Here is a 21,047-nt window from a genome sequence, read left to right as displayed (position 1 = left end):
CACCTCAAGATAAGATTTCCCACCGCAAGGTTAAGATCCCAGGAAGACTACCTGGTTGATAGGTTAGAGGTGTAAGTGCAGCAATGTATTTAGCTTACTAATACTAATAGATCGAGGACTTGACCAAGGAATAGATGGAAGCTAATATATTCGGCTTTGAAGGTACAAGCTATCATATTTATATGATGATATATAAAAACTTCAATTAAATATGTGGTTATTATAGCGAGGAGGATACACCTGTTCCCATTCCGAACACAGAAGTTAAGCTCCTTAGCGCTGAAGGTACTTGGTGGGAAGCTGCCTGGGAGAATAGGACGTAGCCACGTGATTAGCTCTAGCTTATGCTAGAGTTTTTTTTATAAAAAAGTTAAAAAACATTGATTGCTAATGACGAATATGGAATATAATGTAAAAGAAATTGAAAGATACAACATGAAATTAAAAGTAAAAAATATCTAATTTGTAAATTGCAAATATGGAATATAATATAAAAACTATTACTTTAAAGCATAAATGAGAGTATTTGTGATACAATAAAAACAAAATAGTGATACAATAAAAATAAAGCAGAAATATAAACAAAAATATTTATGATTTATTAACGACGAGGTGGAAATATGAATAAAACTATTTATGATGCAATAAATAAAATTAGACAAGAAAATATCGTATCTTTTCATATGCCAGGTCATAAATATGGGAGATTGCCAAGAAAGCTAGAATATCAAGAATTCTTCTCAGATATTTATGAGTTTGACACAACAGAAATTTATGGTACTGACAACCTACATAATCCAAAAGGTATAATTAAGCAATCTCAGATAAATTCTAGAAAAATATTGTTTCCGAAGTCAGATAACTATGATTTGATATATTTGGTTAATGGTAGTACCTGTGGAATTGAATCTTCAATATTTTGCAGTGTTAAGAAAGGTGATAAAATAATATTAAATAGAGGTTGTCATCAATCTGTTTATAATTCGTGTCTGGTTTCAGATTTAAAACCAATTTTTGTGAAAGAAAATATATCAAAAGAAGGAGTGTTTATTGGAATCGAAGAACGTGAATATATAGAGGCAATTGAAAACAATAAAGATGCGAGTGTTGTGATTATTACTAGACCGACATACTATGGAATGGTTTTTGATATAGAAAACATTATTGCCAAAGCTCATGAATATAAAATGAGAGTAATAGTGGATGAGGCTCACGGATCACATTTTAATCTTCATGATATTTTTCCGAAATCAAGTATTTATTTTGGTGCCGATTTCGTCATACAAAGCTTACACAAGACACTGCCTTGTTTTACTCAGGCATCTGTATTGCTTGTTAATAGAAATAGGATAAATAAGAGTGAAATGGGGAAGCTATCTTCATCACTTAATATATTTGAATCCTCAAGTCCATCATATTTGCTTATGTCGAGTATTGAAATTTGTGTTGAGCAGACAGAAAAATTTGGGAAAAAACTAATGGAAGATCTTTTAAATAATATCTATATCTTCAAAAGAAAGGTGAAAAATTATAAAATTTTCGATACATCTGATCCAACTAAGATATTTATAAATACAATAGACAAGGGTATAAATGGGCATGATTTTGCAAAATTGTTGCGATATAAATATAATATTCAAGTTGAAATGTCAAATTACTATGGGATTTTGATGTTATGCAGTATTTGTAATATAAAGAAGGATTTTGATTTGATGTATGATGCTATGAATGATATAGTTAAGAAAAATATGTTTATTCTAAATTCAGATGATAATTATGAGTATGATGGTTTCTTTGGATATGATGAAAAAGTTAATTATGATAATTCGGAGGACAAGCACGGAAGTGATGACAGTATAAAGTCACTAAAGAAGAGCAAAAAAATTGAATTAAATTTTCCTTCAGCAATCCCATATAGGCGACTTTCTCCTAGAGAGGCATTTGATGCTACTAAGGAATCCATTGATATTGAAAAATCAGTTGGAAAAGTGTGTGGAGAGTTCATCATACCATATCCTCCAGGGATTTGTATTATTGCTCCAGGTGAAATAATCAGCAAAGAAATCGTTGATTTTATTGTAAAAGCTAGAGAGATAAATATGGAAATCAATGGAATGCTGAGTGGGGACTTTTCAAAAATACAGATTGTAGCTTGCAATTTAAGTTAAATAAAAATAATAAAGTACATATTATTGTAATAAAGGAGATTTTAATGAATAAGAATGGTAAATTGTTTGTTATAGAGAGTGGCTCCGATGGATCAGGAAAGGCGACTCAATCACAATTATTGTATGAGTATTTAAACAATAAGGGATACAAAGTTATTAAAGTAGAGTTTCCAAACTATAAATCTGAAGCGTCATCCGTAGTAAAAATGTATTTAAGAGGTGATTTTGGTAAAAGAGCTGATGATGTTGATCCTTATATCGCATCTACCTTCTATGCACTTGACAGGTATGCATCCTATAAAATTGAATGGGAAGATTTTTATCGAAGTGGAGGCATTGTCATTGCTGACAGATACACTACGTCGAATATGGTTCATCAAGCTTCAAAAATGAACGATAATGAGGAAAAAGACAAATTTTTGAATTGGTTGTATGATTTTGAATTTGGAATATACAAGTTACCAACTCCAGATGAGATTTTTTTTCTGGATGTTCCAGTCGATATAACTGAAAAGCTAATCGAAACAAGAAAAAATAAATTCACAAATAAGTCAGAAAAAGATATTCACGAAAGGGATAAAGGATACTTGGAGAGAACATATATAAATTCAAAATATGTTGCTGAAAAATATTTATGGAATATAGTAGACTGCGTAGACGAATTGGGAGAAATGAAAAGTGTAGATGAGATACATCGTAGTATTATTGAAAAAATATCAAATCATCTGAAATAAAATAATGACACAAAAATAATTGTACAAAAAATGACATAAAAGATAGTATAAAAATATAATATAAAAATAGTATAAAAACTGGAAAGATAAATGGCTAATAGCTAAAGGACATAAAATCTAGATAGATAAATAGAGAAAATAGAAATTCGAAAACGAAAAAATAGATAATAAAAAAATATAGATAATGAAAGGGGGGAGAAAATGTTTGAAAATATAATTGGTCATAAAAGAGAAAAAAATATGCTAGAGCATATAATAAAATCGAATAATGTGTCTAATGCTTATATATTCTCTGGACCAGAAGGTATTGGAAAACGCATGATGGCCAATGCATTTGCCAGTAGGTTGTTCGGCGTTAGTGTTGATAATAGTCCAGATTTTGAACTTATTCAGCCAGAAAAATCGGAAAATAGTATAAAAATAGATAAAATTAGAGGTATCAATTCAAGTATAAATCTAAATCCAATAAGTGATTATAGGATATATTTGATAAACGATGCTGAAAAAATGACTTTGCAGGCTCAGAATGCCTTATTAAAAACTTTAGAAGAACCGTCAAGTTATGGTATAATAATTCTTGTAACTAAAAATGAGCAAGCTTTATTGGAAACTATAAGGTCGAGATGTTTGGATATTAAATTTTCTCCGTTGAGCATTTCTGAAGTACACGGGTATTTAATTTCTAGAAAAATGGAAGAAGAAATATCAAAGGCTTCCTCAATTCTTTCTAGAGGAAGCATAAAAAGAGCGCTGGAAACTTCTCAAAATGAGGAAATTATCGAAATTAGAAATATTGTAAAAAATATTTTGAGCAATGCTATTGATAGGAGAGATATTTTCGAGCTTTCCAGAACAAGTGAATATCTCAAAGGCTATAGCTCCCAGATTGCTTTTTTTATAGAATTTATTAAATTATATATGAGAGATATGATAGTTTTTGGAGAAACTAAGAATTTTGACTTGATAATAAACAAAGAGGATAAAGAATTTGTTAATAGACTTTCATCAAAAATTAGTTTGTCAAAGCTTGGGAAATTAATGGATGTAGTCATAGCTACAGAGAAGAAAATAAATGCCAATTGTAATTTTAATACGACAATGAATTCAATGGCAGATAGCTTTTATAAGGTGGTGAATTAATGGTACAAATAGTAGGAATTAGATTCAAGCCTGTGGGTAAAATTTATTACTTCGATCCCACAGAATTAGAACTAAGTATAGGTGATGATGTAATAGTTGAAACTTCGAGAGGGCTTGAATTTGGCATGGTAGTAATAGAGCCCAAATTTGTTCCCGAAGAAGATATTGTCAATCCTTTAAAGCCGATTATAAGATTGGCAACTTCAGAAGACAAGGATGTCTATGCGGACAATAAAATAAAAACCAAAGACGCATTTGAAATCTGTGAGACAAAAATAAAAGAGCATAATTTGGATATGTTTTTAATAGATTGTGAATATACCTTTGATAGAAATAAGTTGATATTTTATTTTACAGCAGAAGGTCGAATAGATTTTAGAGAGCTGGTCAAGGATTTGGCTGCGATTTTTAAGACACGAATTGAATTGAGACAAATCGGCGTTAGAGATGAAGCGAAGATAATTAATGCAATCGGTCCTTGTGGCAGAGCTCTATGCTGTGCAACATGGATTGGAGAGTTTATGCCCGTTTCGATAAAGATGGCAAAGGATCAGGGGCTTTCACTTAATCCAGCAAAAATTTCGGGTGTTTGTGGAAGATTATTTTGTTGCTTAAAATATGAAGCAAAGGGATACAATGAGGCAATAAAAAAGATGCCAGCCGCTGGCTGGATAGTAAAGGATTTATTTAGTGATAGAAATGCTAAGGTAATCGAATCGAATTATCTCCTTGAAAACATAAAAGTGGAGTATGAGGATAAAAGTGTTGGAGTTTTGTCTCAGGGTGATTATGTAGTTATAAAGTCATTCAAAAAAGATAACAGTATAGCCGATGGTTTAGATTCTGAAACATTAGAAGAGTTAAAAAAGCTAGAGCAGGATAAATAGAGGTATATATGAATGTCGATATTTTTGAAGATGAGAGAATTGATGATCTTCAGTTCAAGGGTTTAAAAATAATTCAAAATACAAATGGATTTTGCTTTGGAATAGATGCTGTATTACTTGCAAATTTCTGCAAGATAAAAAATAATGCAGAGGTAATAGATTTGGGAACTGGTACAGGGATTATACCTATATTACTTTCGGGAAAGAGTAATGCTAAAAGAATTACAGGAGTGGAAATACAGGATGAGGTGGTCGATATGGCAAGAAGATCTGTATCACTCAATGAATTAGAAGAAAAAATCGAAATAGTAAAATGCGATATAAAATGTGTCCAGAGCATATTTGAGAAAAATAGATATGATGTGGTAGTATCAAATCCCCCATATATGCATTCAAATGGATTGATAAACGAAAATGATAAAAAAGCAATTTCAAGACATGAAGTTTTGTGCAGCTTGGAGGATGTAATCAAAGGTGCTGCATACCTTTTAAAGCCAAATGGCAGATTCTTTATGATAAATAGACCTCTTAGGCTGGTGGATATGATATGCTATGGAAGAAAGTATAATTTAGAGCCAAAGCTTATTCGATTTGTGCATTCGAAAGCTGGTAAGGCACCAAAATTGGTTTTGATGGAGTATGTAAAAAATGCAAAGCCGGAATCAAAAATCTTAGAGCCATTATATGTATATGGAGACGATGATAGGTATACCAAAGAAATTTTAGATATATACTCAAATGTTAGTGTGACTGAATAGGAGGTGGAAATCTTGAGTGGAAAGCTTTTTGTTTGTCCTACGCCAATTGGGAATTTAGAAGATATTACCTTTAGAGCTTTGCGTATTCTTGGAGAAGTAGACCTAATCGCTGCTGAAGATACCAGACATACAATAAAATTATTAAATCATTTCGAGATAAGCAAGCCTCTTACCAGTTATCATGAGCATAACAAAAATTCAAAGGGGCAGGTATTAATTGAAAAATTAAAGGAAGATTTTGATATAGCGCTTGTAAGTGATGCCGGTATGCCAGGGATATCCGATCCAGGACAAGAGCTTATAAGAGAATGTATAGACAATAACATTGATATCGAAATTCTACCTGGTGCCAGTGCCTTTGTTATTGCATTGATTGGGTCTGGAATGGATACTGATAAATTTGTATTTGAGGGCTTCTTGGAAAGAGACAAAAAAAGAAAAAAAGAAAGATTATTAGAGTTAAAAAATGAAAAGAGAACGATGATAATTTACGAGTCTCCTCATAGAATCAAAGACACTCTAAAGCTGATCAATGTCTGTCTAGGCAATAGAAGAATTGCAATATGCAGGGAATTGACGAAGAAATATGAAGAATATATGAGGATTACTGTAGAGGAGGCTATCGAATATTATGAAAAGAATGAACCACGAGGGGAATACATAATAATATTAGATGGCGACAAGCTAAGTGAGAATAGCGAGGCTAATAATGAATATGAAGAGCTTGATGATAGAAGCTATGTTTGTAAATTAATTGAGAACGGGTATTCAAAAAAGGATGCTATAAAAAAGGTAGCAAAAGATAGAGGGAAAAACAAAAATGAAGTTTATAAGCAAGCTTTAGACCTGTAAAAAGAAAAAACAAAAATAAAGTTTATAAGCAAGCCTTAGACCTGTAGAAAGTGATAAAATTATTTCGAGAATAATATGATTATTTCTTAAAGATGGTTGAATAATATCCATAGTTTGATATAATGTATATGACGCATTTATTATGGTGCGTCAAATTTATTTTGAGTGGTGATATATTTGAAATTATTTAAGCAGGTGCTAATTATAACACTTATCAGTTTTACTGGCGAAATGATGCATAGATTTTTGCCTTTTCCGGTACCATCAAGTATTTATGGCTTGTTGCTGATGCTTTTGCTATTGATGACAAAGACTATAAAGCTTGAGAGTGTAGATTATGTAGGTAAGATGTTGATAAAATACATGCCGATAATGTTTGTGCCAGCAGGAGTTGGCTTGGTAACAGCATGGGATAGATTGTATCCGATTATAATTCCGGTGGCAGTTATTACTTTTGTTTCAACGATTATTGTAATGGTTGTTTCTGGTAAATTTACAGAAAAGCTAATTAAATAGATGGAGATGATATGATGAAAGAAGCTATAGTTGGCTCAGTGTTTTTTGGTATAATTTTAACTATAATTACATTTTATATGGGTAATTTATTGAAAAGAAAATTGAAGCATCCTTTGGCAAATCCTATTTTGATTTCTGGAATGGCAGTAATCGGAATTTTGGTATTTTTTGATATAGATTTTGACACCTATAATAAGGGTGCAAAATACATTGGTTTTTTATTAACACCGGCGACTGTTTGTCTAGCAATTCCATTATATGAGGAGCTTCAACATTTAAAAAACAACTGGTTGGCAATTATGTCCGGAATAATTTCTGGGATAATTTCTAGTGCTGTAACAGTATTTGTATTGTCGCTAGCTTTTAAGCTTGGACATCAAGAGTATGTAACTTTATTGCCAAAGTCAATAACTGCTGCCATAGGAATGGCTATTTCAAAGCAGTTAGATGGAGTTGTATCAATAACTGTAGCAATAATTATAATAACTGGTCTAATTGGAAATATAATGGGAGAATTTATTTTAGAAAAATTTAATATTAAACATCCGATAGCTAAGGGTGTTGCATATGGCTCATCCTCTCATGCATTGGGAACGTCTAAGGCTATGGAAATAGGAGAATTAGAAGGTGCGATAAGTGGTTTGTCTCTAGCTGTTTCAGGAATTTTAACAGTTTTTTCTGTTTCTATGTTTGCAAGTTTAATATAGCTTTAATATTATTAAAATAATTCGATTTAATAAATATATCGGAGCTCGTATTACTTGTAAATTAATAAAACATTGCCAAAAATATAAAAATATTAATAAAGAAATTTTTTGATATTTTTTATATTAATAACAATTTTCCGAATTTTATGAATTAACAAAAATAAAAATGAAGTATTTATCAACAATACTTCATTTTTTTGTTTATATTAAAAAAAGTTTTTTTTAAACCAAAATTTGATTTTTACCAAAAAAAATATTATTCTAAAGAAAACAACTTTAAATAAGGAATACATTTTCATTAATAATAAGATATTTTTTATATTATTTTTATCGATTATTTTCGAGAAATAATAAATAAAATGGTATTTTCATTAAAGTTATGATAAAATATACTTAGTTAAAATCACTTAATATTATAAGGTATAGTATTTTGGGGGGATTTTTAGTAGACAAGGAGAGAAAAATGTCAAGAAACTTAACCATGTTGACTGATTTATATCAATTAACTATGATAAATGGATATTACAAAAGTGGAAACCACAACGATATGTCAGTTTTTGATGTATTCTTTAGAAAAAATGTCTGCGATGGTGGGTATACGATTATTTCTGGAATGGATGAAGTTGTGGAGTATATTGAGAATCTTAAATTTTCTGATACCGACCTTGAATATTTAAGAGCTTTGAATATATTTGATGATGATTTTTTAAATTTCCTAAAAAATTTTAAATTCACAGGAGATATTTATTCAGTAGAAGATGGTAGTATAATGTTTCCAAATGAACCTGTGTTGACAGTAAAAGCACCTCTATATCAGGCTCAATTGGTAGAAACAGCGATTTTATCAATTATAAATTTTATGTCTTTAATAGCTACAAAGTCTTCAAGAGTCTGTAATGCGGCAAAAGGAGATGCGGTTTTGGAATTTGGATTAAGACGTGCTCAGGGACCAGAGGCTGGGCTGTATGGTGCAAAAGCAGCGGTTATCGGAGGATGTGCTGCCACTTCTAATGTATTGGCGGGAAAAATGTTTGATATGCCTGTAGCAGGAACTCATGCACATAGCTGGGTGCAAAAATTTGATACAGAATTAGATGCATTTAGGGCGTATGCGGAGATTTATCCAGATAATTGCCTATTGCTTATTGATACATATAATGTCTTGGAGAGTGGCATAAAAAATGCCATTACGGTATTTGATGAGCTTAGAGAACGAGGATATGAACCGATAGGGGTAAGACTTGATTCAGGGGATTTAACTTACTTATCCAGAGAGATAAGAAAGCTTTTAGATGCTGCCGGTTATCCGAATGCCAAGATAACTGCTTCAAATGACCTTGATGAGTATATGATAACTTCATTGAAGCAAGAAGGTGCCTGCATAGATTCTTGGGGGGTTGGAACAAAGCTTATCACTTCATATGACTATCCTTCGTTGGGAGGAGTTTATAAGCTAGCTGCCACTGCATCAAGAGAAGGGGAGCTGATACCAAAGATTAAGATTTCTGAAAACCCCGAAAAGATCAACAATCCTGGATATAAGAAGGTTGTGAGAATATACAATATTTATGGAAAGGCTGAAGCCGATCTTATTATGTTAAATGATGAAATAATTGATGAAAATCTTCCTTTGGAAATATTCGACCCAGTGTATACCTGGAAGAGGAAGATTTTTGAAAAATACACAATAAGAGAAATGTTAGCTCCGCTGATTAAGGACGGGAAATGTGTTAGAGAGAAAAAAACAGTACATGAAATAAAGGAATATGCAAAAGAAGAGCTTCAAAGTATTTGGGATCAATATAAAAGAATAAAAAATCCACATATTTATAAAGTGGACTTATCTCAGAAGCTTTGGGAGCTGAAAAACAATATGGTGGCTTCTAAAAAGAAATTTTAATATATTTTATGTAAAGTAGGTGGATAAAATGACAAAAAAATCTTATGAAGAAAGAATGGATTCAACAGATGCAAAAATTATTGAAATTTTACAGGATAGTGGTAGAATTTCGATGAAGGATCTTGGTATTGCAGTGGGATTGACATCTCCAGCGGTATCAGAAAGAGTTAAAAGATTAGAGGAAGCAGGAATTATATCAGGCTATAAAGCCATAATAAATCCTGATTCAATGGGAAGGGCTATTAAGGCATTTATAAATGTTTCTCTTCCTGGAACTGCTTATGATGCGTTTATCGAAAAGGTTAAATGCGATCATAGAATAGTTGAGTGTCACCATATCACAGGTGATGATAGTTCTCTAATAAAAGTAATAGTTGAAAATATGGATGAGTTAGAGAATGTAATTGACGGATTGAAGGATTTTGGTAGAACAAAAACTTCAGTTATACTTTCAACACCGGTTCAAGCCAAATCAATATTATAATAATTGACTTTTTATTGAGAATGATATAAAATACAATTAATAAATACAAAATTAAATATCTGGCTGTGAAGAGAAGAGTATATGTTCTGATGTTTAAGAGAGTTGGTGGTTGGTGCGAGCCAATACGGTAGGAATATTGAAGATGGACTTGGAGCCTCATGCCTAAGTTTTTATAGAAATAAGGGTGTGCGTTTATGATGCGTTAAATCTAAGAGAGATTGTATTAATTTAATTTTATATTATAATAGTTCAATAATTAGGGTGGTACCGTGACTAATGCTCGCCCCTATGGTAAATTCATAGGAGCGAGCTTTTTTATTTAGGAGGAAAATTATGACAAAAAAAGAAACATTTTATATTACGACACCAATATATTATCCGAGTGGAAGACTGCATATAGGTCACACCTATACGACTGTGGCTGCTGATGCAATTGCAAGATTTAAGAGATTTTGTGGATATGATGTTAGATTTCTTACAGGAACTGATGAGCATGGTGAAAAGATTCAAAAAAAGGCTCAAGAAGCTGGTATGAAGGAAATTGATTTTCTTGATGAACAGATTGCTGAAATTAAAGCGCTTTGGGAGAAGCTAGAAATATCAAATGATGATTTCATAAGGACTACAGAAAAGAGGCATACCGATGCAATTCAAAAGATATTCACAAAATTATATGAACAAGGAGACATATATAAGGGCTCCTATGAAGGTAACTATTGCGTTCCGTGTGAAAGCTTTTGGACAGAGTCTCAAATGCTAGAGGGTAACAAATGTCCTGACTGTGGTAGAGAAACAAAAATAGTCAAAGAAGAATCGTATTTCTTCAGACTATCAAAGTATGAGGATAGAATAAGAGATTTATTTGAATCTGGACATTTCGTCGCACCTGAAAGCCGAAAAAATGAAATGATTAAAAATTTCTTAGATCCAGGTCTAGAAGATTTATCTGTGACTAGAACTTCATTCGATTGGGGTGTAAAGGTTCCTTTTGATGAAAAGCATGTAATCTATGTCTGGGTGGATGCTCTTTGCAATTATATAACTGCTTTGGGTTATATGAGTGATGATGAAACACTTTACCATAAATATTGGCCAGCTAATGTGCAATTAGTTGCAAAAGAAATTGTGAGATTCCATACGATAATTTGGCCTGCTTTATTAATGGCACTTGATATACCAGTTCCAAAGATGGTATTTGGTCATGGTTGGATATTATTTGCTGACGATAAAATGAGTAAGTCAAAGGGCAATATTGTTTATCCAGGTCCAATGATAGAAAGATATGGAGTAGATGCACTTAAATATTTCTTGTTGAGAGAATTTTCATTTGGTCAAGACGGTAGCTATACACATAGAAGCTTTGTAAATAGGATAAACTTTGACCTGGCAAACGACCTTGGAAACCTTGTGAGTAGAACTGTTTCAATGGTTGAAAAATATAATGATGGAATATTGGTAAAAAATTCTGCAAAGACAGAGTTTGACGATAGTTTGATCGAATTATACAAGGAAGTTAGATTGGACTTTGAAAAACAGATGAATGAATTGATGTATCATGAAGCATTAGAAAGCATTTGGAAATTTGTAAGACGAACAAACAAATACATTGATGAAACTATGCCTTGGGCTTTGGCGAAGGATGCTGCCAATAAAGACGTGTTAAACAAAGTTCTTTACAATTTATGTGAATCTATAAGATTGGCGGCAACTTTGTTTAGTTCACTTCTTCCAACTACTGCGATGGAAATATTTGATCAGCTGGGAATAAAAGGTAAAGAGGAGCTATATAGCTGGGAAAGCTGTGATACGTTCGGCTTGATTCCAGATGGAACAAAGGTTCATAAAGGAAAAGTATTATTCCCAAGACTTGACGTAGAAGCTGAAATAAAGGAACTGGAAAATTTGTTTGCTGAAAAAATAGTGGATCAGGAAAAGCCTTTAGTGCATAAGGATGAAATAACAATAGATGATTTTGATAAGGTAGAGCTAAGAGTAGGAAAAATTGTAAAATGTGAATCTCATCCAAAAGCTGATAGACTGCTAGTATCTCAAATAAAAATTGGTTCAGAGATGAGACAGATTGTATCTGGAATTGCCCAATGGTATAAGCCGGAGGAGATGGTCGGAAAAGAAGTTATAGCAGTATGCAACTTGAAGCCTGTAAAGCTGAGAGGTGTTGAATCTCAAGGTATGATTTTGGCAGCTGGTGATGATGGAGATGATTTGATTATTCCACAGGCAACTGGAGCCAAAGATGGAGCAGAGGTGAGGTAATGCTTTTTGATTCGCATGCTCATTTAAATGATGACAGATTTGATGAAGACAGAGAAGCTGCAATTGAATATATTAGAAAGTCTGGAGTAGATTTGGTTGTAAATCCAGGTGCAGATATGAAAACTTCAAAGTCGGCAATAGAATTGGCGAATAAATATGACTTTATTTATAGTGCTGTTGGAGTTCATCCTCACGATGTATCTGGAATGACCGAGTCTGATATAGAAACATTGAGAAAATGGGCGAAGAACAATAAAAAAGTAGTTGCAATCGGTGAAATAGGATTGGACTATTATTATGATTTGTCACCTAGAGAAGATCAAAAAAAATGGTTTATTAGACAGCTTGAATTGGCAAATGAGCTTGGACTTCCGTTTATTGTTCATGATAGAGATGCCCATGGCGATACTTTTGAAATAATAAAGAAATACAAGGCAAAAGAAACTGGATGTGTTCTTCATTGCTACAGTGGCGCATTGGAGCTGGCACAAGAATATATAAGGCTGGGTTGTTACATATCAATTCCAGGAACAGTAACTTTTAAAAATAATAAGAAAACTGTTGAAGTTGCAAAAGAAATACCTCTCGAATGGTTGTTTATCGAAACCGATTCTCCATATATGGCACCAGTGCCATTTAGAGGTAAAAGAAATGACCCGTCTATGGTGAAATATGTTGCTGAAAAGATAGCACTTGAAAAAGGTATCTCATATGAGGAGGTTTGTAGAGTCACAAAAGATAATGCCATGAAATTTTTTAGAATTAAATAGAAAGTAAACGTAAAAAATGCCATGGGCAAGTGAAATTGCCTATGGTATTTTTTCATAAAAATAAATTGATTCGAATTTATTGACAATATTTTTATTTTATAAAAATAGGCGATAGATATATTTTATTCATATAACTTTAATTATAAATTATGTGAATTTTTATAATAAATATTACATGCAATATAACTTTTTTTAAAAAAATAGGTGGAAAAATGAATATTTTTATTAAAAAATAAAAAAGATATCATTGAAATGAAATACAAAATATTTTTATAATAATAGATAAAACTAACAAATAAGCATAATAATATGCTATTTTTTTTTCGCAAAATATTATTTTTTAAGCAAAAATACATTTAAAATATTCTTTTATCATAAATTAGTACAAGTTGCAAATATGTTTGGGATGTTTTATAATAAGGCATAATTTTATTATGATTAATATAATTAAGTAATGATTAAAAAAAGAAAAAAATCAAATAAATAATTTAATCATTTTTAGTTAAATTCAATTTACATCTTACAAATCATATTTATTAATATGGAGAGCTAGTAAAATTTACAAAAACAGTAGAGAAGGGGAATTAGATAATTATTATAAATGGGGATAAAAGGAGAGTATTATGGTCGGATTTTATGATAAGATATCACCTAAAAATAATGATATAGAATCTGAATATTATTCGTTTTCATTTGCAAGCTATAGAGCGAATAGCGTTATATTAAATGATAATGGCTATAGAATTATATTAGTGCTAGATGGAAATATAAGTATTGTTTATATGGATGAGAAAATAAATTTGAATAAGGGGCAATTATATATTATTAATCCTTGTAAGGTATATCGAGTGTTGTTAAATTGCAATCAAGAAAATTTGATTCTATACTTTGATATAAATTTGGAATTTGCACTTAATGCATACTCTACAAAAACAATTGCTTCATTTGACTTTGATAGTGCTCAGAGGGATAGTATCGAGTATCAAGAGCTTATATCGACGATGAAGGAATTATTATGTTTGTATATTTTAGAAGATAACATTTCTGAAAATGTGTATGTAAAGCTGGTAAGAAATATGCTTAAAAAGCTATTTGAAAGCTTTTCATCAAAAGCCTCAAATGATGAAAAAGAAAAAATTGATATTTGGTTTTCTAAAAAGCTGGTTGAATATACAAGGCTGATGTTTGAAGAGCCACAGAATGGATATAGTCTTGGGCAATTATCTAGTGATTTTAACAATTATTCATCGTATGTATCAAAAATATATAAAAAGGTATTGGGGGTTAAGTTTGTAGAGTGTCATATTTTCGCACGTATCGAAAAATCAATGGAATGGTTAATTGATTCTGATAAGAGTATTTTGGAGATTGCGACTGAGTGTGGATTTATGAGCTCAAAATCGTTTTATGAGAACTATAAAAAATATATGAACGAAACTCCTTCTCAGTTTAGAAAAAAGATGAGATGCTTGAGAAAGCTAGACTACAAATACGCAGATATGCCATCAATATTGGAATCAGAGGTCGTATATGAAATTTTTGAAGAACGTGAAGATACCAATAGAGCTATAAGCAGCAACAGTGATGAAAGTATAAATTATGATATTGATGTAAACAGGAGTGGTTTTTATGTAGAGGATTGCAATAAGAGGGTGGTAAATTTAAATATATTTGGTGATAGATGGAGAGAGAAAATTGAAACTATTCAAAGGTCACTAAGATATGATTATGTTACTATATCACTTTTGTTCAATAGGAATGTATATTTTGTATATGACGAGTTCAGTAAGGAAAGGATTGATTTTACAAAATTCATGTACTATATTCACAAGCTGGAAAATCTTAATTTGAAACCATTAATCGTTTTAGAGTTTATGCATATAAAAGACAAGAGTGATTTAATCAATATGAGGAATGCTTCTTATAAGACTTTAGAACGATTTTTGAATAGTATTTCTGAGATAATATCTGTGTCAAAATTAAAATATTGGAAATTTGAGCTAAAGATGCCCTGGGTTTGGATGGACTATAAAAACGATGAGGAGTATTATTACAATAAAAATCTTTATAATAAAATAAGGAAATTAATAAGGCATAAGCTTCAAAATAAGAAAATAGGAATACATATGGGTGATTTGAATTTGATAAAATCAAGTAAGCAATATGAAAAGGTAAGGAGTATTGTAGATGATGATTTGGATGTAGATTCATTGTCATTTAGTGTAGTGGATCCATATATTTACTCTGACAAATCAAACAATAGCTGTGTTCTGGTAAGAAGAAAAAATCATATTGATAAGATTATTAGCTTTGTGAATTCGTTGAAGGAAAAGAAAAGATATAAGGTCTATATATCTGATATGTATCTATACTATGAATGGGAAAAATTATCTAGATATTATTGGGAATCAATGTTTGCTTTATGTGCGGTAAATTCATATATTGAAATGCAGGAAAATAAATTGGGAATATCGTCGGTTAAGTATTACAATAGTATGTTTTCTAGTAGAGAAAGGTTTGAAAAGAAGAAAAAAGAGTATATTGGGAAATATGAATTAAGCAATGAGTTTGGAATTTATAATGCATGCTTTTATGTTGAAAAAATTCTTTCTGAAATAAATGGTGAATGTATATATTCTGAGCCGGGTGTGTTTTTTGTCAAGGATGATGATGAATACTTATGCTTGCTGTATCAAGATATACATAGAAATATTAAAAAGGTGTCAGATAAAGTTGTCATGAATTATAATAGCTCCCACGAAAAATACAAAATAAGAATATCTGGTCTGCATGGAAGGTATAAGATAAGCACTAGATCTACTCATTCTGAAAATGGAACATTTTATAGGGAATGGAAGAATATGGGGGCACCAAACCAATTGTCTAGAGAGGAGAAAGAATATATATCTTCAAAAATAACGCCAAACCTGTATGTTGAGTTTGTGGATATACATGATACATATGATACTGAAATTAAATTAGGCTTATTTGAAATTAAATTTATAAGAATAACAAAAATTGGCAATTTCGTATAGATGGATTTACATTGATTATCGTGTAAATAAAACGCTAATATTATTGACCTGTAAAGTCTGATTTTTGAGTTACCGTAGGAGAAAAATTATTTTGCCTACGGTTTTTTATTTAGATGATTTGTGTAAGTAGCTTCAAATAATTAAAAAGCGTGTATTTTAAAAGGGGTTATTTTTGTAGAAAGCATTATCAATAAAATAAAAAAGGTAACAAAATAATTTAAGAGGATATTATTGTTTAACAAAATAGTTCTTTTTTTAAAATTTGTAATCAATGAAATAAAAAAAGGAATGCTTTATTTTTCTAAAATTGCTATACTTGAAAACAAGTGCTATAAAAATTATGAGTAGGGGAGGTTTTATGCTAAATATGAAGAAGAAATCGAAATTATTTTTTCTTGTATTATTGATATTTAGTATATTTGCGAATATATATTCAAGTACTATTTCGTACAGTATGGCAAGTGAAGACGCAGCTGTTGAGGGAAATGGATTAAATATAAAAGGCGACTATGGTCTACTTGAGCTTCTTGGAGATAATAAATCGTATAATATACTTGAAAAGAGCTTTGGTAATAATGAAAATAATGAAAAAAAAGCTGATGCTGAGGATGATAATGAGAAGATTTATGATAAGGATGATTCGAAATCAAGTGGGACATTCTCTGATGATAAAGTCTCAAATCCTGAAGGCGGTAACGATAATGAAGGTAGGATTAACGAGTACAGTGATAATATAGGTATGGCACTTCGAAGTGCTAGAATGGCACGTGCAAATGAAACACAGGTAAATGTGAATATTACTGATTTTGATATAGTGGAAGCAAAAAGCGAGAGCTCTAAGCCTCTCAAACAGTTAATTTGGTGGAAGAGCTACTATTTAAAGATGAAATGGGAGATTACTGGTGATTTAAAGAATCTTAAAAGAGGCGATTTTTTTGAGGTTGATTTGCCAGATGGGCTAAAATTTCCAGGAGAAACTGCTGCAACTCGCTTTGATTTGATGACACCAGATGGTAATGAATTGGTAGCAAAGGCGGTTGTTTCACCTAGAAATACAGGTGGTGGAAAAATAAGGGTTACATTTACTGAATATGTAGAAAGTGAAGTAGGAAAGAAGGATTTAAAAGGAATTATGTACCTTGCCTGTACTGTTTCAAGAAAATATTTAAAAGAAGAGTATAATAATCAAATTTCTATAACTATTGATGGTAAGACGAAGACGATAACAAGTGATGGAATAAAGAAGCTGGGTGATGAGATACTATCAAAATGGTCTGAAAGGGTAGCCAATGATCCGGAAAATCGTATTACCGAATGGGCGATGAGAATCAATCATAAAAAAGGAGCACTGAAGGAGGCTTTTATAAGTGATACTCTTGAGGTGGAAAAAGGTGATCCTAGCATAATATCATTTGTTCCGGAGTCATTTAGATTGTTGGTGGTAAAATTCGATGAGTACGGAAATACAGTAAAGGTGTACAAGGATGTGAACATCAGCAGCTATGTAAATCTATATGATTTCAACAGTTCATTTTTCCTTGATTTAGAAGAGGTGTGGAATAGGGAAATAAAGCCTCTTAGATTAACAGATGATGAAGGCAGATTGATAGACAGCTTAGACAATCGTCAAGTCATGATTAGATATAGATCCAATTATATACCAGGATTTAAATTGAGAAATAAAGCGAAATTGTATGCAAATGGGAGATATAATGAATCTAGCTCAGGATTTGAGATTTCATTTTCTGGTGGAGAGGGATCAGCGAGTACAATTGGTAAGCTTAAGATTCGTAAGGTAGATAAGGATAATGTTACAAAAGCGCTTAAAGGTGCAAGGTTTAGAATTAGAAGTAAAAACAATGGAAAAATATTTACCTTGGAAACAGATTCAAAAGGTGAGGCAATCTCAGAGGTATTGGATCCTGGAAGGTATATTATTGAAGAGGTAGTACCTCCTCAAGGATATATAAAAAATAATCAAGCATATACTTATGAGGTTAAGGGGGATCAGGTAAATCTACTCACAATAAAAAATGAGCGAAAGAGAATTAGCATACCAGTAGAAAAAATTTGGCTGGACTACAATGGCAGCTCAATACCAAATGAGAAGACAAAGGGATATCCTGCAATCAGTATAACACTTAAAAGAAAAATAAATAATGTAGAAGATAATGCTTTTTCTTTGGTAAGGTCACTTAAGTATAATGAAGATCCAAATTTGTCTTGGAAATACGTGTTCGACAAGCTGGAATTGCAAAATGACAATGGGGATTATTACACATATTATATTGAAGAAGATAAGAATGCTTTGACAGGAGATTTTGAGTTTAATAAATATGACAAGCAGAGCTATACTGGAAAGAATAATGATACAGGCTTGATAAATGAGACTTTGAGAGTTTACAACAAAGAGAAAAGGAAATTGTTTGAGCTTCCAGTAGAAAAATTGTGGCAGAGTGCTTCCGGTCAACCTATAAATCACGATGATTTGCCAGTAATAGAGATAAAGCTGTATAGAAAATCTATAAGCTCACCAGAGGAAGCTGTAAAAGTAAATGATAAAGATAGTGTTACATTATACAGGGATGCGAGTGGGCATTGGAAATATGTATATAAAAATCTGGATATAAAGGACCCAGCTGGAAACTTTTATACATATGAGGTTAGAGAAATTGTTCCGAGAGGATTTACTGAGGTATCTGAAGAAAGTGAGAGAACTTTGGTAATTAAAGAGGGAACCAACCTCTCCACTGTAGGCTTGAAGCTAAAAAACAAGGTCAATCCTGAATATCCTGCGACTGGTGGAATTGGTAGCATTGCTGTTGTAGCTACTGGTTTATTAATGGCTTGTTTTGGAAGACTATTTAAAAGCTTGACTGATTCTAGCAATTAGCATTGTGTTTATAGAGAATTATTGAACAATATTATGATTATATTGTGAATTTTGTGGAAAATACATTGATGAAATAATTAAATGATTTGCTTATTTGTATCAAAGCTCGCTCATTAATAGTGTTTTATGTAATTTTGAAATGAGTTTGTTGTAATTTCAGTGGGTTGTATTTTAAAAAAATAATTATTTTTGAGCCGAGTTGAATGATATTAATAAATAAAAAAATTAATTTAAATAATGGGGAGGAAAAAATGAAAAAACTTAGTAAAGTGCTTGGACTGCTGATGGCTATGGCTATTGCTCTTATATCAGTATTACCAGTAAATGCACTGACAGCGGAAGAAACATATGATGTTGTTCTGACAAAAATATTGATGCCAAATGAAGCTGCATTAAAAAATTGGGATTCAAAAAATCCAACACATAACGGAATAACATATGATGGTAGAAAGCTATCAAATGTTGAACAATTTTTTGGCGGAGGAGTAAAATATTTAAAAGGTGTGTGCTTTGAGGTACATAAATATGATGAAAGTAAGCCTGATAAGATTGGTGATTTAGTTCAAGATGTAGGAGAATTTAAGAATTCTCAGCTGACAGATGCTCAAGGACAGATTAATTTTAAAGGTCTGTCTGAGGGAAAATATATTATAGTTGAAAATAAGTCAAAATCTACTATTGAGGGTAAAAAACAGTTGGCAAATTCAAAGGCTGTTCCAATGGAGATATCTTTACCAGCATATAATGCAGCGGGAAATAAATTTACTACGATAGCTCAAAATAATCCGCTATATGTATATCCAAAAAATACTGTTGATGAGCCAGATATACACAAGTATGTAAATGAAACAGATCAACATGATACAGCACTTATAGGTGAGGAAAAGCAGTTTAGAATAACCTCTAAAATGCCGGAAGGTATTAAGGATTACAAAGTATTGGAAATAGAAGATCAATTGTCAAAGGGTCTAACATATGCTGGAAATATGGAAATAAATGTAAAGAAAAAGAAGAATAATAACACTGTAAAGGTCAATTTGACAGCTGATTATACAACTGATGCAGTAGAAAAAACTAAAAATGCTAAATTTAAAATAATTTTTAAGGAAACCTTCATAAAATCACTTGAAAAAGACGATGAAATAATAGTTACATACAGGGCTGTTATAAATGAAGATGCAATACTTGGAGCCGAAAATCCTAATGAGGCAAAGATAATATATGGACACAATCCAACTGATAAGAAGGATAAAGAATCAGAAAAACCAGAATTGCATACAGGTGGAAAAAGATTTATCAAGCAAGATGCAGATAAAGGGACTATCAAGCTAAAGGATGCAAAGTTTATTGTTATGAATAAGGAACAGACAAAGTATCTTAAGCAGACTTTATCAGCAAACAAAGTTGTAAAGAATGAATGGATTGATAAGTCAGTAGTGGAAAATAAGACTTATGAGCAGATAGAGTCAGAAAAGAAAGTTACAATATTTAGCTCTAACGATAGTGGCGAATTTGAAGTTGTCGGACTACCTTTTGGCGAAAAGAATAAAAAGCCACAAGAAGCTGGATTTACTGAGTATTATATCAAGGAAATTAAGGCTCCTAAGGATTATGCATTGATAATTGAACCACAGCTATTCAGGGTGGATTATCAAAGCTACTATAAAGATCCAACTAATATAAATGGATTAAAGCATTCGGATCCACAAATCATAAACAATCACAAGGTAACTATTCCACAGACAGGTGGTATAGGCTCAGTGGTAGTTATAGTAGGCGGTATACTAATTACTGCTCTTGGTATCTATATGAAGAAAAGAAACTCTAGGATATAATCAATAAATAAAAAACAACTCATACATTAAATATTAGGGGGAATTATTATATTAATAATTGCCCCCTCAATCAATCACTGAAAATATTTTCAGT

The 21,047-nt window shown here is 31.5% G+C and carries 15 protein-coding genes, 2 rRNA genes and 1 other annotated feature; all 17 genes read left to right on the top strand.

The window, feature by feature from the left end; translation table 11 throughout:
* A 23S ribosomal RNA gene (locus tag BM120_RS05645) occupies window positions 1–127 on the top strand; the annotation flags it as partial.
* An 85-nt stretch (window positions 128–212) separates the two neighbouring features.
* Window positions 213–329, top strand: a 5S ribosomal RNA gene (rrf, locus tag BM120_RS05640).
* A gap of 291 nt (window positions 330–620) precedes the next feature.
* Entirely contained in the window at window positions 621–2,168 is a 1,548-nt protein-coding gene (locus BM120_RS05635) for an aminotransferase class I/II-fold pyridoxal phosphate-dependent enzyme (RefSeq protein ID WP_091993974.1), read from the top strand.
* Window positions 2,169–2,212: 44 nt separating this feature from the next.
* On the top strand, window positions 2,213–2,902 hold the full coding sequence (locus BM120_RS05630) for a dTMP kinase (protein ID WP_091993972.1): 690 nt from the start codon (window positions 2,213–2,215) through the stop codon (window positions 2,900–2,902).
* A 201-nt stretch (window positions 2,903–3,103) separates the two neighbouring features.
* Window positions 3,104–4,042, top strand: coding sequence for a DNA polymerase III subunit (locus BM120_RS05625; protein ID WP_091993971.1), 939 nt, complete (start codon window positions 3,104–3,106; stop codon window positions 4,040–4,042).
* Window positions 4,042–4,929: a PSP1 domain-containing protein gene (locus tag BM120_RS05620; protein WP_091993969.1), complete on the top strand. Its 888-nt coding sequence runs from the start codon at window positions 4,042–4,044 to the stop codon at window positions 4,927–4,929. The genes BM120_RS05625 and BM120_RS05620 overlap by 1 nt, the downstream gene beginning before the upstream one ends.
* Window positions 4,930–4,937: 8 nt before the next feature.
* Window positions 4,938–5,687: a tRNA1(Val) (adenine(37)-N6)-methyltransferase gene (locus tag BM120_RS05615; RefSeq protein ID WP_091993968.1), complete on the top strand. Its 750-nt coding sequence runs from the start codon at window positions 4,938–4,940 to the stop codon at window positions 5,685–5,687.
* Window positions 5,688–5,699: 12 nt separating this feature from the next.
* On the top strand, window positions 5,700–6,539 hold the full coding sequence (rsmI, locus tag BM120_RS05610) for a 16S rRNA (cytidine(1402)-2'-O)-methyltransferase (RefSeq protein WP_091993966.1): 840 nt from the start codon (window positions 5,700–5,702) through the stop codon (window positions 6,537–6,539).
* Window positions 6,540–6,716: 177 nt separating this feature from the next.
* Entirely contained in the window at window positions 6,717–7,055 is a 339-nt protein-coding gene (locus tag BM120_RS05605) for a CidA/LrgA family protein (protein WP_091993965.1), read from the top strand.
* A gap of 14 nt (window positions 7,056–7,069) precedes the next feature.
* Complete coding sequence (locus tag BM120_RS05600) at window positions 7,070–7,762, top strand: LrgB family protein (protein ID WP_091993963.1); 693 nt, start codon at window positions 7,070–7,072, stop codon at window positions 7,760–7,762.
* Window positions 7,763–8,225: 463 nt separating this feature from the next.
* Window positions 8,226–9,662 (top strand): nicotinate phosphoribosyltransferase, encoded by a 1,437-nt coding sequence (locus BM120_RS05595; protein WP_091993962.1) that lies wholly within the window; start codon window positions 8,226–8,228, stop codon window positions 9,660–9,662.
* Window positions 9,663–9,717: 55 nt separating this feature from the next.
* A complete protein-coding gene (locus BM120_RS05590; RefSeq protein WP_177187383.1) occupies window positions 9,718–10,146 on the top strand; it encodes an Lrp/AsnC family transcriptional regulator in 429 nt (142 codons plus the stop codon).
* Between the two features lie 56 nt (window positions 10,147–10,202).
* Window positions 10,203–10,437: a binding site (T-box leader), on the top strand.
* Window positions 10,438–10,479: 42 nt separating this feature from the next.
* On the top strand, window positions 10,480–12,420 hold the full coding sequence (gene metG, locus BM120_RS05585) for a methionine--tRNA ligase (protein WP_091993959.1): 1,941 nt from the start codon (window positions 10,480–10,482) through the stop codon (window positions 12,418–12,420).
* Window positions 12,420–13,190, top strand: coding sequence for a TatD family hydrolase (locus tag BM120_RS05580; RefSeq protein WP_091993958.1), 771 nt, complete (start codon window positions 12,420–12,422; stop codon window positions 13,188–13,190). Before metG ends, BM120_RS05580 begins: the two co-directional genes overlap by 1 nt.
* A 623-nt stretch (window positions 13,191–13,813) precedes the next feature.
* On the top strand, window positions 13,814–16,225 hold the full coding sequence (locus tag BM120_RS05575) for a helix-turn-helix domain-containing protein (RefSeq protein WP_091993956.1): 2,412 nt from the start codon (window positions 13,814–13,816) through the stop codon (window positions 16,223–16,225).
* A 358-nt stretch (window positions 16,226–16,583) separates the two neighbouring features.
* Window positions 16,584–19,118, top strand: coding sequence for an Ig-like domain-containing protein (locus tag BM120_RS05570; protein ID WP_177187381.1), 2,535 nt, complete (start codon window positions 16,584–16,586; stop codon window positions 19,116–19,118).
* Between the two features lie 251 nt (window positions 19,119–19,369).
* Entirely contained in the window at window positions 19,370–20,953 is a 1,584-nt protein-coding gene (locus BM120_RS05565; RefSeq protein WP_091993952.1) for a SpaH/EbpB family LPXTG-anchored major pilin, read from the top strand.
* Window positions 20,954–21,047 lie beyond the last annotated feature (94 nt).

It is taken from the genome of Peptostreptococcus sp. D1, assembly GCF_900112955.1.
Taxonomy (GTDB): domain Bacteria; phylum Bacillota; class Clostridia; order Peptostreptococcales; family Peptostreptococcaceae; genus Peptostreptococcus.
Note: the sequence above shows the minus strand (reverse complement) of the source record. Positions and strands in the feature narration are given on the sequence as shown.

Bases quoted from the DNA above. Each gene is read 5' to 3' on its own strand.
- BM120_RS05635 (WP_091993974.1), top strand. From the start codon at position 621: ATGAATAAAACTATTTATGATGCAATAAATAAAATTAGACAAGAAAAT.
- BM120_RS05630 (WP_091993972.1), top strand. From the start codon at position 2,213: ATGAATAAGAATGGTAAATTGTTTGTTATAGAGAGTGGCTCCGATGGA.
- BM120_RS05625 (WP_091993971.1), top strand. From the start codon at position 3,104: ATGTTTGAAAATATAATTGGTCATAAAAGAGAAAAAAATATGCTAGAG.
- BM120_RS05620 (WP_091993969.1), top strand. From the start codon at position 4,042: ATGGTACAAATAGTAGGAATTAGATTCAAGCCTGTGGGTAAAATTTAT.
- BM120_RS05615 (WP_091993968.1), top strand. From the start codon at position 4,938: ATGAATGTCGATATTTTTGAAGATGAGAGAATTGATGATCTTCAGTTC.
- BM120_RS05600 (WP_091993963.1), top strand. From the start codon at position 7,070: ATGAAAGAAGCTATAGTTGGCTCAGTGTTTTTTGGTATAATTTTAACT.
- BM120_RS05595 (WP_091993962.1), top strand. From the start codon at position 8,226: ATGTCAAGAAACTTAACCATGTTGACTGATTTATATCAATTAACTATG.
- BM120_RS05590 (WP_177187383.1), top strand. From the start codon at position 9,718: ATGGATTCAACAGATGCAAAAATTATTGAAATTTTACAGGATAGTGGT.
- metG (WP_091993959.1), top strand. From the start codon at position 10,480: ATGACAAAAAAAGAAACATTTTATATTACGACACCAATATATTATCCG.
- BM120_RS05580 (WP_091993958.1), top strand. From the start codon at position 12,420: ATGCTTTTTGATTCGCATGCTCATTTAAATGATGACAGATTTGATGAA.
- BM120_RS05575 (WP_091993956.1), top strand. From the start codon at position 13,814: ATGGTCGGATTTTATGATAAGATATCACCTAAAAATAATGATATAGAA.
- BM120_RS05570 (WP_177187381.1), top strand. From the start codon at position 16,584: ATGCTAAATATGAAGAAGAAATCGAAATTATTTTTTCTTGTATTATTG.
- BM120_RS05565 (WP_091993952.1), top strand. From the start codon at position 19,370: ATGAAAAAACTTAGTAAAGTGCTTGGACTGCTGATGGCTATGGCTATT.